The sequence below is a fragment of the Aliifodinibius sp. S!AR15-10 genome, assembly GCF_031569985.1.
Taxonomy (GTDB): Bacteria; Bacteroidota; Rhodothermia; order Balneolales; family Balneolaceae; genus JAMQKA01.
Genome location: NZ_JAMQKA010000036.1, coordinates 12,292 through 27,991, shown reverse-complemented (window position 1 = coordinate 27,991; position 15,700 = coordinate 12,292). Strand labels below are relative to the sequence as shown.

The 15,700-nt window shown below is 45.5% G+C and carries 12 protein-coding genes and 1 pseudogene; 6 read left to right on the top strand and 7 right to left on the bottom strand.

What is annotated here, in order from left to right; genetic code table 11:
- Positions 1 to 26: 26 nt before the first annotated feature.
- Together NC796_RS18920 and NC796_RS18915 are read right to left on the bottom strand one after the other, a co-directional pair.
- On the bottom strand, positions 27 to 773 hold the full coding sequence (locus tag NC796_RS18920; RefSeq protein ID WP_310686707.1) for an MBL fold metallo-hydrolase: 747 nt from the start codon (positions 771 to 773) through the stop codon (positions 27 to 29).
- A gap of 180 nt (positions 774 to 953) precedes the next feature.
- Positions 954 to 1,685 carry an RDD family protein gene (locus tag NC796_RS18915; RefSeq protein WP_310686705.1) on the bottom strand — a complete coding sequence of 244 codons (732 nt, stop codon included), beginning with the start codon at positions 1,683 to 1,685 and terminating at the stop codon, positions 954 to 956.
- 139 nt (positions 1,686 to 1,824) lie between these two features.
- Here NC796_RS18915 and NC796_RS18910 point away from each other — a divergent pair.
- The 6 genes and pseudogenes from NC796_RS18910 (at position 1,825) to NC796_RS18885 (ending at position 7,926) form a co-directional block, all read left to right on the top strand.
- Positions 1,825 to 2,779 (top strand): annotated as a pseudogene (locus NC796_RS18910) (stage II sporulation protein M).
- A gap of 4 nt (positions 2,780 to 2,783) precedes the next feature.
- Positions 2,784 to 3,647 carry a hypothetical protein gene (locus NC796_RS18905; RefSeq protein WP_310686703.1) on the top strand — a complete coding sequence of 288 codons (864 nt, stop codon included), beginning with the start codon at positions 2,784 to 2,786 and terminating at the stop codon, positions 3,645 to 3,647.
- A 13-nt stretch (positions 3,648 to 3,660) separates the two neighbouring features.
- Complete coding sequence (locus NC796_RS18900) at positions 3,661 to 4,395, top strand: DUF4129 domain-containing protein (RefSeq protein WP_310686701.1); 735 nt, start codon at positions 3,661 to 3,663, stop codon at positions 4,393 to 4,395.
- Complete coding sequence (locus NC796_RS18895) at positions 4,392 to 5,582, top strand: DUF4350 domain-containing protein (RefSeq protein ID WP_310686699.1); 1,191 nt, start codon at positions 4,392 to 4,394, stop codon at positions 5,580 to 5,582. The genes NC796_RS18900 and NC796_RS18895 overlap by 4 nt, the downstream gene beginning before the upstream one ends.
- Positions 5,579 to 6,595 (top strand): MoxR family ATPase, encoded by a 1,017-nt coding sequence (locus tag NC796_RS18890; RefSeq protein WP_310686698.1) that lies wholly within the window; start codon positions 5,579 to 5,581, stop codon positions 6,593 to 6,595. The genes NC796_RS18895 and NC796_RS18890 overlap by 4 nt, the downstream gene beginning before the upstream one ends.
- Positions 6,596 to 6,642: 47 nt before the next feature.
- Entirely contained in the window at positions 6,643 to 7,926 is a 1,284-nt protein-coding gene (locus tag NC796_RS18885) for a DUF58 domain-containing protein (RefSeq protein WP_310686697.1), read from the top strand.
- Between the two features lie 43 nt (positions 7,927 to 7,969).
- Here NC796_RS18885 and NC796_RS18880 read toward each other — a convergent pair whose 3' ends face one another.
- The 5 genes from NC796_RS18880 to NC796_RS18860 form a co-directional block, all read right to left on the bottom strand.
- Positions 7,970 to 10,429 (bottom strand): thiamine pyrophosphate-dependent enzyme, encoded by a 2,460-nt coding sequence (locus NC796_RS18880; protein WP_310686695.1) that lies wholly within the window; start codon positions 10,427 to 10,429, stop codon positions 7,970 to 7,972.
- Between the two features lie 156 nt (positions 10,430 to 10,585).
- The gene (locus tag NC796_RS18875) at positions 10,586 to 11,971 is read right to left on the bottom strand and encodes a class II fumarate hydratase (protein ID WP_310686693.1); all 1,386 of its coding nucleotides are present in this window, start codon (positions 11,969 to 11,971) and stop codon (positions 10,586 to 10,588) included.
- Positions 11,972 to 12,114: 143 nt separating this feature from the next.
- Positions 12,115 to 13,260: a hypothetical protein gene (locus NC796_RS18870; RefSeq protein WP_310686690.1), complete on the bottom strand. Its 1,146-nt coding sequence runs from the start codon at positions 13,258 to 13,260 to the stop codon at positions 12,115 to 12,117.
- A 4-nt stretch (positions 13,261 to 13,264) separates the two neighbouring features.
- Complete coding sequence (locus NC796_RS18865; protein WP_310686688.1) at positions 13,265 to 14,509, bottom strand: aminotransferase class I/II-fold pyridoxal phosphate-dependent enzyme; 1,245 nt, start codon at positions 14,507 to 14,509, stop codon at positions 13,265 to 13,267.
- Between the two features lie 102 nt (positions 14,510 to 14,611).
- Positions 14,612 to 15,691 (bottom strand): glycosyltransferase family 4 protein, encoded by a 1,080-nt coding sequence (locus NC796_RS18860; protein ID WP_310686687.1) that lies wholly within the window; start codon positions 15,689 to 15,691, stop codon positions 14,612 to 14,614.
- Positions 15,692 to 15,700 lie beyond the last annotated feature (9 nt).

Genomic DNA, 15,700 nt, shown 5'->3' with positions numbered 1-15,700 from the left:
TATATTGGGAGTTCTTTGAGCTGTCACTAGTCTCCTGGGTACCAATCTTTCAATCTCACCTCGATACTTTCGTTTTTTGTGTTCACTAACTCCTTGAACTTCTCGGTGTCCTGTCCCCGGTAGTGATACGGATAGATAATCGTCGGTTCAAAATCGAGCACGGCACTGGCGGCTTGGTTTACATCCATAGTGTATGGCAGGTTCATGCACACAAAAGCAACATCAATATTCTCCAGCGACCGCATCTCTGGTATGCCCTCTGTATCACCTGATATGTACACATTTTTGCCGGCAACATTCAGCACGTACCCGTTGCCCCATCCTTTGGGATGCCGTGAATCATCGTCATCAGGTAGATTATACATCGGTACGGCCCTGACAGAAATGCCAGATTGATCAGTATTTTCACTATTCGCCAGAATTACCAGCTGATCACTGAAATCACCCGGCAATTCATCAGCTACTGATTGGGGAACAATCATTACAGCATCTTCCGTATCCAGCGCTTGAAGAGATTCAATATTCATGTGATCCCCATGGGCGTGCGTAATCAAAATAATATCCGGGGCAGCTATTCCTTCAAATGCCTCCGCCCCGCCGGTGGCATCAACATAAACAGTAGTACCATTCCAGCTGAGCACTAGCGTTCCATGCTGAATCGGCTGGATGGTAAGTTCGCCGTTATCAGTTGGAATTTGATCAGGGGATGGGCGCTGGGCATACACAGTTGTGCTTAAAAAGAGAAAAAGAATTGCAATAATATTGAACTTCATATTAATCTCCCGGAAACAGGTTAATAAGTGATTAAAAACAAAGTATTTATACAAAAAATATCTTCGATAGATAATTCCCTGCTATCGTTGATTAATCTCCAATATTTTGTGTGTAAGTCTCTTTCTATAGATCAGTACGGCCAAATGGAGGAGTTTGTTGTTTTCCTCTCCTATATTCCTTTATGCTTTCCTGCCATGCAGGTAATTATAATCCTTCAATATAGTGTGCAAAAACTGGTGGGAATCGATGTCTTTAGAAAGATTGAGGTCCAGCTTTTGGGCAATTCGCTTTTGGATCTTTACCAGCATCACAAAATAGGTACTTCGGTCGTACTCAGATCGCGCATTCAACAACTCTTTGATAATGGAGACATCAGCATCACTCAGTTTGTCCACCGAGGTGAACTTTGGTTCATACCCGGCTTCAGTATCAGCTAGCACCGTTTGGCTTAGCGATGTTTTAGCTTTGTTTTTGATGACTGTCGTTCCAGCCGCCATATCGCCCAGCCGTTGTCCCTTACCGTTAAAAAGAATATTGACCAGCGCTGCCATACCACTCGTAAAGGTAATTTCGAAGATCCTCAATATCCAGCGAATCAGGTAACTTCCAATTCCAGGACGTCCACCATCCATCTTTACTACTTTTATACCCAAGGCACGTTTACCCGGCGACTGTCCATTCCAGAAAAACTCAAATAAGAAATGATAGAGTACCGGAGGCAACATAATGCCCAAAAAAATTACGACTGAGTTCATTCTTTCAGACAGATCAACGATCAGGATTATGGCTATCACAAAATAAATAGTCATGATTACTGCATCCAAAATAAAAGCAAATATGCGATCACCTATACTGGCAATTTTATAATCAATTTGTACTTGCTGGGTCGTATCTATACTTACGCTCTGCATCCCGAAATGATATTTTTTAAGGTTTAGAAATAACTTTACAGTAAAATTTTGCTTGATTCAAGATTTTCTGTTATTTCTTTTAAAGTGATAATTTGATAACGGGGTACAAAAGACTCTACTTGAAATCAGGAAGATTCTAGTGAGAGAAGTTGAATTTTTACAAAACAATCGAGACCGGTGGGAAGAGTTTGAATCTCTGTTAAAAAAAAGAAAGGCCCAAAACCCCGACAAGCTGGCCGACTTGTATATTCAACTGACAGATGATCTTTCCTGGGCGCGCACGAACTATCCGGACAGTAAAAACTACCGAGTACCTGAATCAGTTAGCCATCCGTGCACATGAGAGTATCTACCGGAACAAAAAGGAAGATCGAAAACGTATCATAACGTTCTGGCGGGATGAACTTCCCATTCTCTTTTCTAAACACCGGCGCAAACTGTTGACGTCTCTAATTATATTTTCGGTGGCCGTTATCATCGGGGTGGTTTCGGCGACAAATGATCCGATGTTCGTACGATCGATACTCGGGGACCATTACGTGAACATGACACTGCACAACATCCAGAATAATGACCCGATGGCAGTGTATAAATCCGCCAATGAGATGGATATGTTTTTGGGGATCACACTCAACAATATTCGGGTATCTTTTATCGTCTTTGTGTTCGGCCTGCTGGCCTCACTAGGCACCGGGGTGGTGCTTATGCAAAACTGAATCATGATCGGTTCGTTCTTTCACCTTTTCTTTCAGCAGGGATTTATTACTGAATCGCTGCTTGTGGTACTTATTCATGGGACGCTCGAAATATCTGCGATCATCATTGCAGGAGCAGCCGGACTAACCCTCGGAAGCGGTATCCTGTATCCAGGGACATACACTCGAATGAGATCATTTCAGAAAAGTGCCAAAGAGGGGCTGAAGATGACTATTGGTCTGGTCCCGATTTTTATTGTGGCTGGTTTCCTGGAAGCTTTTGTTACCCGGCATACTGAAATGCCCCTGCTCCTTAGCCTTGCCGTCATCGGCGGATCGTTGGTTTTTGTCCTTTGGTATTTTGTGTTTTATCCGAACCGCTACTTTCAACAACAATAAAGCTATGAATCAAATGTCTAAAATCGATCTTACACGCACACGGAATTTTGGGAATCTCATTTCAGATACATTTACCTATGTCCGGGTTTATTACAAATCGCTCGGTAAAAGCATACTTTACTTCGTCATTCCAATAGTGGTTTTGGCCAGCATCTTTTTTGGTCAATATATGCAACAGACGTTAGCAATGAGCAGTAATCCGGATTCTATTAATGCTATCGACAATCTTTTCTCTATGATTTCTTCTATGGGAGGAGCAAGTATTTTAGGAATGCTTGCTTCGGCGGCGATGTCAGCAGTAATCTATAACCATATGGCCCTGATCTCTGAGTCTGAAACTAACAGTGCAACCGTTCACCAAATTTGGGATCGATATAAAAAGGATATATGGGCGATGATCGGGATCAGTATTCTATCCGGTCTAATTATTCTTTTTGGAATGATATTTTTAATCATCCCGGGCATCTTTCTGTTTGTAAAGTTCACCCTCATCCCCGCTACATATGTAAATGAGCGTCAGGGAATCAGTAAATCATTTTCCAGATCCTGGAACCTCACCACCAATCACTGGTGGTTCACCTTTGGCTTGACCATCGTAATAGGGCTGATAGTTTCCTTTATGTCCTATTTTCTTACCATCCCGATTACGATTGTATCCATGTTCACAGGTTTCGCCAGTGGTGACCTTGCATCTGCCAATACACTGATTTCTGTTATCTACAGTACAGCCATTGTTCTGGGCTATATATTCTATGCGCTTTTGTATATCACATTTGGTCTGCACTACTTCAATTTGGTAGAGCGCAAAGAAGGGGCTTCCATGAAAGAACGCATCGAACAGATTAGCACCGAAACTTCTGGAATTTAATCACCACTTTACTTTGTCCCTATTGAAACAGGTTATTTTACTTATTGCAGTTCTGGTGGTTACGGTATGCTTGCAACCAATTAACAGCACCGCGCACATCCTCAGTCAAACAGCTGATACGTCCGCAGTTGAAGTACGGTTGCCTTCTGAGCAACAGTTGGACACGTATTCTCAACAAAATGCTTTTGACTATTCGCAGGAAGCGGTGGCTAACGAATCGTTTATCTCAAAAGTACTACGCTGGCTGTTCTCCTGGTTTGGGGATATCATGCAGAATCCAACAGCGGCTATTATTTTTGAGATAGCTGCATACCTGATTTTTATATCCCTCCTAATCCTACTCATACAGCAATATTTCAAGGGTAATCTGGCCGATATGATGACGAAAAACAAGGTCCATAACGGGCTGCCTGCGACTAAGGAAGCAGGACCCCTTGTTTTTGATGAACTCAACGCCTTAATCAACAAAGCGATTGAACAAAACCGGTATCGGGATGCAATTTGCCATCTGTATCGTAGGTCTCTAAAGCAACTGGCAGAAGCGGGACATATCACCTGGAAAAAAGATAAGACAAACCGAGATTATCTTTATGAACTCAGTACAGAAAACATGAGATCGCTCTTTCAGGATATTACCCGATACTACGAGTATGCGGAATACGGGCACTTCCCGTTCGACCAAGAGTTGTTTGGCACTGTACATCAACGTTTTAAACAATTACATAAGCTTATTTCCGATCAGAATTGAATAAAGAACGTATCTATATCGGCATTTTTATCCTTTCGCTGCTCCTGTTTGTCACATATGAGTGGATGAAACCTCAACCAATCGACTGGACGGAGAGCTATTCAGGACTGGATAAAATTCCATACGGGTGCTACATCATACGCGATATGCTGCCGCAACTGTTCCCCGGCGAAGAATTGTCCAACCAGAATGAGCCCATTTTTACAGCAGAATGGGATTCCACCACCTCCCGCAACGTGATCTACATCAACCAATCTTTTGCACCAGATGAATATGAGGCTGATAAATTGGTCCAACAGGTCAACATGGGCTATAACATCTTTATCGCCGCCAACAGTATCTCTGGGAATCTGGCAGATACACTCGGTATTAAAATCTACCGCCCCGCCCCTTTTTTCGAAGATAGTACGGGCACCGATTCCCTGTCCCTAAATTTCCAAAATCGACAACTTCGAGAGGAAAAACCGTGGATTTACTCCGAGGCGATTACCAATGCCTATTTTACCAGTTTTGATTCTCTCAATACTACCATTCTCGGCAAAACAGTTCAGAATCGGATTAACTATATTAAGATCAGCCGTGGAGATGGAGCGCTGTACCTTCACAGCATGCCAGAGGTATTTTCAAATTTTCATATGCTGCATAAAAGAAGAGTGAATTATGCATTCAAGGCCCTCTCCTACCTTCCCATTCAGCCCACAACATGGGATGAGTATTACAAGCTGGGAAGATCGACGACAAGCTCTCCCATGCGGTACATTATCTCTCATGAGTACCTGCGGTGGGGATGGGGGACAGCGCTTCTCGCCCTCTTGCTGTTTATGATATTTCGTGCCAAACGCCGACAACGGATCATCCCAGCTATTGATCGACCCAAAAATACCACGCTGGAGTTTACCAAAACAATCGGGCGACTTTATTTTGAACACGGAAGCCGGAAAAATATCGCCGAAAAGAAAATTACCTATTTTCTACAATATATTCGTACCCGGCTCCGGCTGGATACTGAAACATTCGACCAAGGGTTTCTCAACAATGTAGCTAGCCGGACGGGCATTGATTATGACACTGCTGTCGAGCTTTTTAACGAAATTTCCGCGGTTCAGGAAAAATCGAGTCTTAGTTCACGGGAACTACAGTCATTAAATCGTAAAATCGAACACTTTTATCAGAAAACCTCGAGATGAGCACAGTTCAAAACAATCAAAAGCCAGCAGACAACTCATTTGCTCCCTCTTTTGAAGAACGTACCGACCTTTCCGGTATTAAAAAAACAACAGACGAAATCCGTAATGAAATTAGTAAAATTATTGTCGGTCAGCAGAAGATGGTTGATCAGCTTATTGCGGCCTTACTAGCCAATGGTCACGTTTTAATTGAGGGTGTCCCTGGCGTAGCAAAAACTCTCACTGCCCGGCTACTTGCACGCGTGCTATCAATGGACTTCTCCCGCATCCAGTTCACGCCAGACCTGATGCCGGCGGATATTATCGGTACTTCGGTCTTTAATCCGGATACTACGGAGTTTACCTTCAAGGAAGGACCCATTTTTTCGAATGTAGTTCTGGTGGATGAGATCAACCGGTCCCCGGCAAAAACACAGGCGGCATTATTTGAAGTGATGCAAGAAATGCAGGTTACCGTTGACGGTAAAACGTATGAGATGGCCAGGCCCTACTTTATCATGGCCACGCAGAATCCAATTGAGCATGAAGGGACCTATAAACTGCCCGAGGCCCAGATGGACCGATTTCTGTTCAAGATTGAGGTCCCTTACCCCAACCTGGAGGAAGAAACCGATATTCTTGAAGGATTCCATCAGCGTAAAAACGTCAATGATCCCGGCCTGCTGGACCCAATTGTTTCTGCTGAAGAGATCGTCAAGAATCAAGAAACCGTTAGTGTGGTACATGTTGACAAGTCATTAATGAAATATATTGCGGAGATCGTACAATACTCGCGTAACGATTCTGCAATCTATATCGGGGCCTCTCCCCGGGCTTCGGTATTTATCATGCGTGCTTCCCAGGCGTGGGCAGCCATGCATGGCCGAGATTTCGTAATTCCGGAGGATATCCAAACTATGATTTATCCAGTCCTGCACCATCGTATTATTTTGACACCTGAAAAAGAGATGGAAGGTCTGGACGAGAAAAAGGTCATTAAAAGGTTGCTCGAAAAGGTGGAGGTGCCACGATAATCCGCTTATTCAAAGATCTATACCTGACGAACCGACTGTTCTATATCATGGCGGGGATTGTTTTTATTTTCGTATTGGGATATCTCTATCCCGTAATTGGTACACTCGGCAAGCCTCTTTTGCTGGGCAGCGGTATGCTGTTGCTGATCGACCTGTTGCTACTATTTCGCCCCGACAGTCCCATTCATGCTCAACGGAAGACTCCAGAGCGACTCTCCAACGGCGATCCAAATCTAATCACTATCCTGGTACAGAATTTCTATCCATTCAAAAGCACACTGCAGATTATCGATGAGCAGCCCTATCAATTTCAGATCCGTGACAGCGGCACAGATCTCACTTTGAATTCCGAGAGCCAGGAAAAAATCACCTATACACTTCACCCCACCGAACGGGGAGATTACACTTTTGGAGCTCTTAACGTATATGCAGGCTCTCCCATCGGACTGGTACAGCGCAGGTTTCAATTCGAGGAGCAACAAACGATACCGGTCTATCCCTCATTCATCCAGATGCACAAATTTGAACTGTTTGCCATTTCTGACCGGCTGACGGAAGTGGGCATCAAGAAAATACGACGGATCGGGCATACACTTGAGTTCGATCAGATCAGAGAATACGTACGCGGCGACGATATCCGCTCAATCAACTGGAAAGCTACTGCGCGGCACAATGACCTGATGGTCAATCAATTCCAAGACGAACGCTCCCAGCAAGTATACAGCGCCATCGACATGGGACGCACTATGAAGATGCCATTTGACGAGCTATCTCTGCTGGATTACGCCATCAACACCAGCCTGGTTATTTCAAATATTGCGATACGAAAGCATGACAAAGCAGGCCTGATCACCTTTTCCAACAAAGAGGGGCCCAAGGTGCCCGCCCAAACGAAAAAGACACACATCTACCGGATCCAGGAAACCCTTTACAACCTCGAAACGGATTTCAAGGAAACCGACTTCTCACGGCTTTATCTCTCGTTAAAACATCACGTCCGCCAACGAAGTCTGATCTTGCTCTACACCAATTTTGAGAGCCTCTCGGCAATGCACCGGCATCTGCCCTACCTGAAAAAAATCGCTTCGGAACATCTGCTGGTCACTATTTTCTTCCAAAATACGGAACTCGAGAGGGTATTAACCAGCCAAGCCAAAACAGAAGAAGAGATATATCGAAAGGTAATCGCGGAAAAGTTTTTTTTCGAGAAAAGGAGCATTGTTCAAGAACTCAGCCAGTTGGGAATTCAGACCATTCTGACGCCACCTAATGAGCTGTCCATCAGTACCATCAATAAGTATCTGGAGTTAAAAGCCAGAGGTTTAATTTAGAGGAAGAAACCTATCGAACAACACCAACTGAATATATCAGCAATTAGTAAATAGCCGGATATTTGGCGGGATTGGCCTCGTTCATAATCTCATAGACCGCCTCAAAAATATCCTCGGCATTGGGTTTTGAGAAGTAATCCCCGTCAGATCCATAAGCCCCCCGATGGGCTTTGGCTGTCAGGCAGGTCGGTTCAGAATCGAGATAAAAATACCCATCCTGCTCCTGTAACACTTTTTGCATCATATAGGCTGATGCACCGCCGGGGACGTCCTCGTCCACAAACAAGATACGGTTGGTCTTTTTCAGTGAATCGACGATAAGCTGGTTACGATCGAAGGGTAACAGAGTTCGAACATCGATTAGCTCGGCAGAAATATCGACCTGCTCCAATTCCGAAAGCACAAATTTACAAATATTGAGCGTGGAGCCGTAAGACACAATCGTGATGTCCGTCCCCTCTCTGATGATATTTGGAATTCCCAGAGGTACCGTAAATTCCCCAAGATTATCCGGGATCTTCTCTTTCAGGCGATATGCATTAAGCGGTTCTATGACAAGAGCGGGATCGTCACCCCGTAGAAGCGTGTTGTACATGCCAGCCGCTTCGGTGAGGTTGCGCGGTACACATACGTGAACTCCACGAATACCGTTGATAATCATACCCATCGGTGAGCCCGTATGCCAGATCCCTTCCAACCGGTGTCCGCGGGTACGCACAATCACTGGTGCTTTCTGGTAGCCCGCACTGCGGTAGTGCAGCGTTGCCAGGTCATCGCTTAGGCCCTGAAAGCAATATAGAAGATAATCCAAATATTGAATTTCAGTGATGGGGCGTAGTCCCCGGAGAGCCAGCCCGATACCCTGGCCCAAAATCGTGGCCTCGCGGATACCGGTGTCGGCAACCCGGATATCACCAAATTTATCCTGCAGTCCTTCAAGACCCTTGTTTACGTCCCCTAGCTTCCCGCTGTCTTCACCAAACACCAGCACTTCGGGATATTTCTCAAAAAGCTTGTCAAAATTATCACGCAGTAAAATGCGCCCGTCTACCTCTTCGGCGTTGTCACTGTAAATTGGCTCAACCACCGGCACATTCAATGGTGAATCGTCGGATTCACTGTACAGGTGCGAATGATAGCGATTGTAATTCTCCTTTTTGCTATCATCCAACCAATTTAGAAGCTCTTGTCTGGATTTTAGGTTTTCATTACGTGTAACCCTCAACGCTTTGCGAACACCAGTCATGACATGCCTTCGCAGCGTAACAGTCGGAACATTCATCTCCCTTTTAATCGCCTTCAGGGCTTTCGCGTTTGCGCTTGCAGAGATCATTTTGTCTAATATCTCTACCACTTGGTTCTGCTCGGCTTTGATCTCTCCCGTAAACGCTTTCCAGGCTGCTTTCTGCTCGCTCTTTACATGCTGTTTAGCCTCTTCTTCAATATCATCCAGTTCCCTGGCATCGACATATCCTTCTTTTAAAATCCACTTTCTCATCTGGCTAACACAGCAATACTTATCCTCCCACTCGAGCCGCTCATCTGATTTATAACGTTCGTGAGAACCCGAAGTAGAATGGCCCTGGGGCTGTGTCACCTCCTGTACATGAATCAGTACCGGAATGTGTTCATTTCGTGCAATCTCTTCTGCCTTTTCGTAAGTATCCAGCAACCCGCTGTAATCCCAGCCTTTGACAGTTAGAATTTCAATACCCTCTTTCTTGCTGGTTCGCTGCATGCCGGAAAGAGCTTCCGAAATACTGGCTTTTGTCGTCTGCAGCTTACGCGGTACAGAAATACCATACCCGTCATCCCAGACCGATAAAACCATCGGCACCTGTAGCACCCCGGCGGCATTGACAGTTTCCCAGAATACCCCTTCGGAAGTACTGGCATCTCCAATAGTACCCCAGGCTATTTCATTGCCATTATTCGAAAACTTTTTGAATCTATCTTCATTTAGGACCTCCTCATTCCGGTACACTTTGGAGGCCTCAGCAAGACCCAACAGGCGCGACATCTGTCCTGCAGTGGGAGAGATATCCGGAGAGCTATTTTTTTGGGATGTGAGATCCTTCCAGCTACCATCCCGGTTGAGACTATGGGTGCTGAAGTGTGCATTCATCTGGCGACCGCCGGAATTGGGATCGGCTTTAGTATCGGGGTGAGCGTAAAGCTGGGCAAAAAATTGGCGAACAGTCAACTCACCGATAGCAAGCATAAATGTTTGATCACGATAATAGCCGGACCGAAAATCCCCCTCTTTAAACTGCTTGGCCATCGCTATCTGGGGCAGCTCTTTACCATCTCCAAAGATGCCAAATTTCGCTTTCCCGGTAAGGGTTTCCTTCCTCCCCAAATACGAGACTTCACGACTTATAACTGCTAACCGATAGTCCTCGAGTACCTCTTTCACTTTACTGGATTTCTCACTGGTTTTAACCCCACTCCTAGAGTTGGTCCCGTTTTGTGAGATACCTTTTGTCGTGTGAGTATCACTCATTATCTCTCGTTTTCTTCGGTTTACCCATCGGTGGAAATCACCTTGTGAAAAGGTCGACGACGCAGATTGACAGTATTATAAAAGAATCGGTTTATATTTACAACATTGGTCGCAACCGGTGTATTAGCTAACCTGCTTTCTAAACAAAATACAAAATTATGAGCTGAATCCACCCTTCGTTAATTTAATCGGGTCCAGCGCCTCATCAAGTTCTTCGTCAGAAAGATCCGTCATCTCGCGGGCTACTTCTTTCACAGGCCGTTTTTCAGCAAATGCCTTTTTAGCAATTTTTGCAGCTTTATCATATCCAATGATCGGATTCAACGCCGTAACGAGCACCGGATTTCGACCAACCATATCATCTATATGTTCTTTGTTGACTGAAAGCAGAGACACACTCTTGTCAGCCTCGGTCCGGGCTGCATTCGCTAAAAGAGTTATTGACTCCAACAGGTTACGGGCCACAACAGGAAGCATAACGTTCAGCTCAAAATTACCGGCCTGCCCTGCTACTGTGATCGTAGAATCATTGCCGATAACCTGGGCACAGACCATGGTCAGTGCTTCTTCAATCACAGGATTGACCTTACCCGGCATAATGGAAGATCCTGGTTGCAGTGCCTCTAATTTAAGCTCCCCGATCCCGCTATTGGGACCTGAGTTCATCCATCGCAAATCATTGCCGATCTTCATCAGGCCAACAGCGATGGTCTTTAGCTGGCTGCTTAGCTCTACCGGGGCGTCGACTGTTGACTGTGCTTCAAAATGATTCGCAGCCTCAGTAAAAGTAAACTCGGTTTCCTCTGAAATGATCCGAGCAAATGCTTCACCAAATTGGGGATTGGTATTGAGTCCCGTACCCACGGCTGTTCCACCCTGGGGTAGCTCCTGAAGACGCTCCAGTGTACTTTCAAGTCGCTGAATGCCAAGCTCAAGCTGACGTGCATAACCGCTGAACTCCTGTTCAATCGTTACCGGCATTGCATCCATCAGGTGGGTGCGACCAGTCTTTACGACATCAGCTAATTCTTTCCCTTTTGCAAGAAACGCTTCCCTGAGATGCTGCAGGGCTGGGATCAGTTTATTGCGGACCCCAAGTACAGCTGCAATTCGTATCGTAGTGGGAATCACATCATTTGAGCTCTGCCCGAAATTGACATGATCATTGGGATGGATACTGTCTTTTCCAAGAATTTCGTTTGCCCGGCTGGCTATTACCTCGTTAGAGTTCATATTAGTAGAAGTTCCGGAACCGGTCTGAAAAATATCGATGGGAAAATGGTCATCCAGCTTGCCGTCAATGACCTCTTGGGCAGCCTGCTGTATCGCTTTTGAAAGCTCTGAATCAATCATCTCAAGCTCAGCATTCACCTTTGCAGCTGTCTTCTTTACCAGCCCAAGTGCTTCCAGGAATTCCCTTTGAAATGTTATTCCGCTAATGGGAAAGTTTTCTACAGCTCGCTGTGTTTGTGCACCGTAATATGCATCTTTTGGTACTCGTACTTCGCCCATCGAATCTTTTTCGATACGAAATTCGCTCATGATAACAATATCCTTAATTAATTGAAGATTTTACTTACAAGGACCTGTGGCACAAACAGATCACGGGAGTTAAAAGGTAGGGAAATTCTATGAATAAAAAATGAACTAAGCCGATACTACTTCTTGAAAAATCCGGGTGCAAGCTAAAACCGCGAATCAAAATCACTCATTTTGTACATACGGTACGTTTTCTCCTTTTCCGCTCCCAAACGCTCGGCCACACGCACCATATTGGTGTTAGTCTCCAGTACCCAGCTAAGTTCGGATGAGTAGATTCCTTTTTCACGACCGTTAACAATGGCCAGGCGATGGAACAGGGCGTCAAATCCTTTTCCCTGGTATTCCGGTAAAACGCCCATTAAGGCCGTCCGGACCTGGTTGATGTTCCTCTTGTGCCACAACAGTTTGAAAATGCCAAACGGGAAGAGCGTGCCGTCCATATGTTTCAGCGCTTGGTTGAGATCAGGCAGCGCAATCGAAAAGGCCACCGGCTCCCCTTCAATCTCTGCAATATGGGCAAAGTCTTCATCCAGGATCATTTTCAAGTCGTCCGCCAACGTTTTCAATTCCTCTTTGGTCAGCGGTATGAAGCCCCAATTATCTGACCAGGCCTTGTTAAATATTTCGCGGACAATCTCGACTTCTTTTTTAATATTCTTCAGGTCAACGCTGCGAACCGACAGTGAGGGATATCGTTTCTTCATGATCTCGGCAGCCCGATTCATCCGGTCCAGTGCCACATTATCCTGGTTAACCCGGAAGGCAAACAGGTCCATCTCTTTTTCAAACCCCACCGAGGTAAGCAGATTATCATAATAGGGTTTATTGTACGGCATCAGGATGCTGGGGTCATATTCAAACCCATCCACCAAAATGCCGATTTCATCCATCATGCTGGGATTGGTCGGCCCGAGTAGCTTATTCAAGCCCCGGTCCCTGAGCCAGTCGGTAGCCACTTTAAACAGCAGTTTTACCGCGGAAGGATCGTTGATACACTCAAAAAAACCGAAGAAACCGGTCTTGGAATTGTGGAATTCATTATACCGGCGGTCTTCAATTGCAGCAATCCGGCCACAGATTTCACCATTTTGCTCCGCTAGAAACAGGGCTATATCAGCGTTGTTGTAGAAAGGATTTTTTTCAGTGTCGATCAACTTTTTCTGCTCCATCTTCAGTGGAGCTATCCAGTGTTCATCACCGTCATAGTGCCGATAGGGAAATTCCACGAACTGCTGTTTTTCCTTTTTGGTAGTGACGATGCTAACGCCGTTTATTTTCGTCTGCCCCACAGAATTAATCGATATCTATAAGTGAATGCCCATTTCTATCGATTAAACCACGTTCGATCCCAACCTTTCGGAAAGCCTCGAGAATCCGGTTAAGATGTTCATCGGTGTGAGTAGCCATGTAGCTGGTACGCATCAGGGACTGTCCCCTGGGCACTCCCGGAGGCACAACAGCATTTACATAGACACCGGCTTCAAAAAGAGCTTTCCAGAATTTAAAGCACTCTATCATCTCACCGATCACTACGGGAATAATGGGAGTTTGACTGCTCCAAACATTAAAGCCCATCTCCCGGAGCTCTTTCCGCATGTAGTCAGAGATCTCCTGCAGCCGTTCCAGGCGCCATGTCTCTTCCTTCAGTATTTCGAGCGCTTTTAGCACAGTAGCAACATTAGCGGGTGGCATCGAAGCACTAAAGATGTGAGCGGGAGAGTGGTGTCGGATATACTCGATAACCTCTTTGTCACCAACAATAAATCCACCGAGAGAAGCAAATGATTTGGAGAAAGTTCCACTTATCAGGTCAACTTCGTCCATCAGATCAAATGTGGAAGCCGAACCCCGCCCCCCTTCGCCGATAACTCCGATAGCATGGGCATCATCCAGGTAGAGACGAGCTCCAAATTCTTTCTTTAGCTCCACAAGTTCGGGAACTTTGGCAATAGTTCCCGACATAGAAAAAACGCCATCGCTGACAATCAGCTTGCCGGCGTCCTCGTCAGCCCGCTCCATCAGCATACGGAGCTGCTCAATATCGTTATGTTGGTAACGCATCGTCTTGGCATTGGAGACCAGCGTACCTGTGACAATACAAGCGTGATTATCTTTGTCAGAAAAGATGACATCATTGCGACCGGCAATAGTCTGAATGGAACCCTCATTGGTTTGATATCCTGTACTGAACAACACACATGCCTCTTTACGCATAAAATCCGCGAGCTTTTCTTCCAGCTCAAGATGAAGATCGAGTGTTCCGTTCAGATATCGAGAGCCCGTACAGCCTGTGCCGTAGTCCGTAATGACATCCTGTGCAGCTTTTATCACGCGCGGATCATTGGTTAAACCAAGATAGTTGTTGGACCCGGCCATAATTACTTCGCGGCCTTCAATTTTTACTGTGGTCCCATCAGTAGCCTGCAGAGGCTTAAAATAGGGGTATAAGCCTTCAGCTTTCACTTCATCCGCTTTCGTGAAATCAAAAGCTTTTGAAAAAATATCGTTTTTTTTCAGATCGGTGTTAGATTCGGCCATTCCTTCCAAGTTTCGGCTTCTGATTGGTGCTTATCTAGGCAAATATACCTCCATTATAAGCACCAATCAAATTATGATTATGATAGTGTTAATTTTGCGTGGCTATGTTGAATACTTATCAATTACTGTACGCATATACTCAATATACTTTTTTGCCACATTGTTCCAACTGAACTGCTCAAGCACAAATGAACGAGTGTGTTCCGCAAACTCGGTCAACCCGTTCTCCAGTATCGTATTAATTTTGTCAGCAAAAGCCTGGTCGTCCATCGTCGGCAAGCGATAACCGTTTTCACCATCGGTGATGACATCTTTGATGCCCTCCAAGTCAGCGGCAACAGCTGGTGTGCGGGCCATGTTCGCTTCCAGGAGCACAATCCCAAAACCTTCCATATCACCTTCCACGGGAATATTAGGCATCATAAACAGGTCGGCAGCAGCATAGGTCTTGTTCAAAATCTCATCCGGCTGCCGGCCCAGCAAAAAAATGCGATCTCCACCCTCAATTTCTTTAGCCGCTCGGCGGATATTTTCCTTTTCGGGACCATCCCCGATAACCACAAACACCAGGTCTTTCCTTAGTTTGGGAAACACATTCCTGATAAACCACTCATGACCTTTCCTTTTGACTTGGCGCCCCACCGAAAGTAGTAAAAACTTGTTCTCAAGATCTATTCCGAACTCTTCCTGGAGATCGTTCTTCGACTTTAGCTTGTCCGGAAAGTTGTTCAACCGCTCCATATTAAAACCGTTCCCAAGCGCAACACCTTTTGTCGGATCCATTCCTCGTTTAATACACTCCTCGCGCGTGGCGGATGATACCGAGATCACACCGTCGAGGCTGGCAAAAATCCGGGGGACAAAATTCTGATATAACGGGTTGGGAAGCGTAACATCCCGCCCGTGGTTAATTGTAACCATAGGCACCGATACCCGGTTCCTGATAAAAACAGCCAGGCTTGCGGTAACCATGGAAGAAAAGAGGATCACATCGGCATTGACCCTTTTTGCGAGGGCTGGCAATGAAAAAAGATTACGTAACAAAAAAGAGAAGGTGCTCAGCCCAATCCAGCCTTTGCCCGAAACATTAATCGTTTCTTGATGAACCGAAACTCCCTGCATTTTTTCCAGCTCGTTGATCAGATGGAGGCTGACACGCTGCATACCGCCTACATTTTCCATAATAGCCCC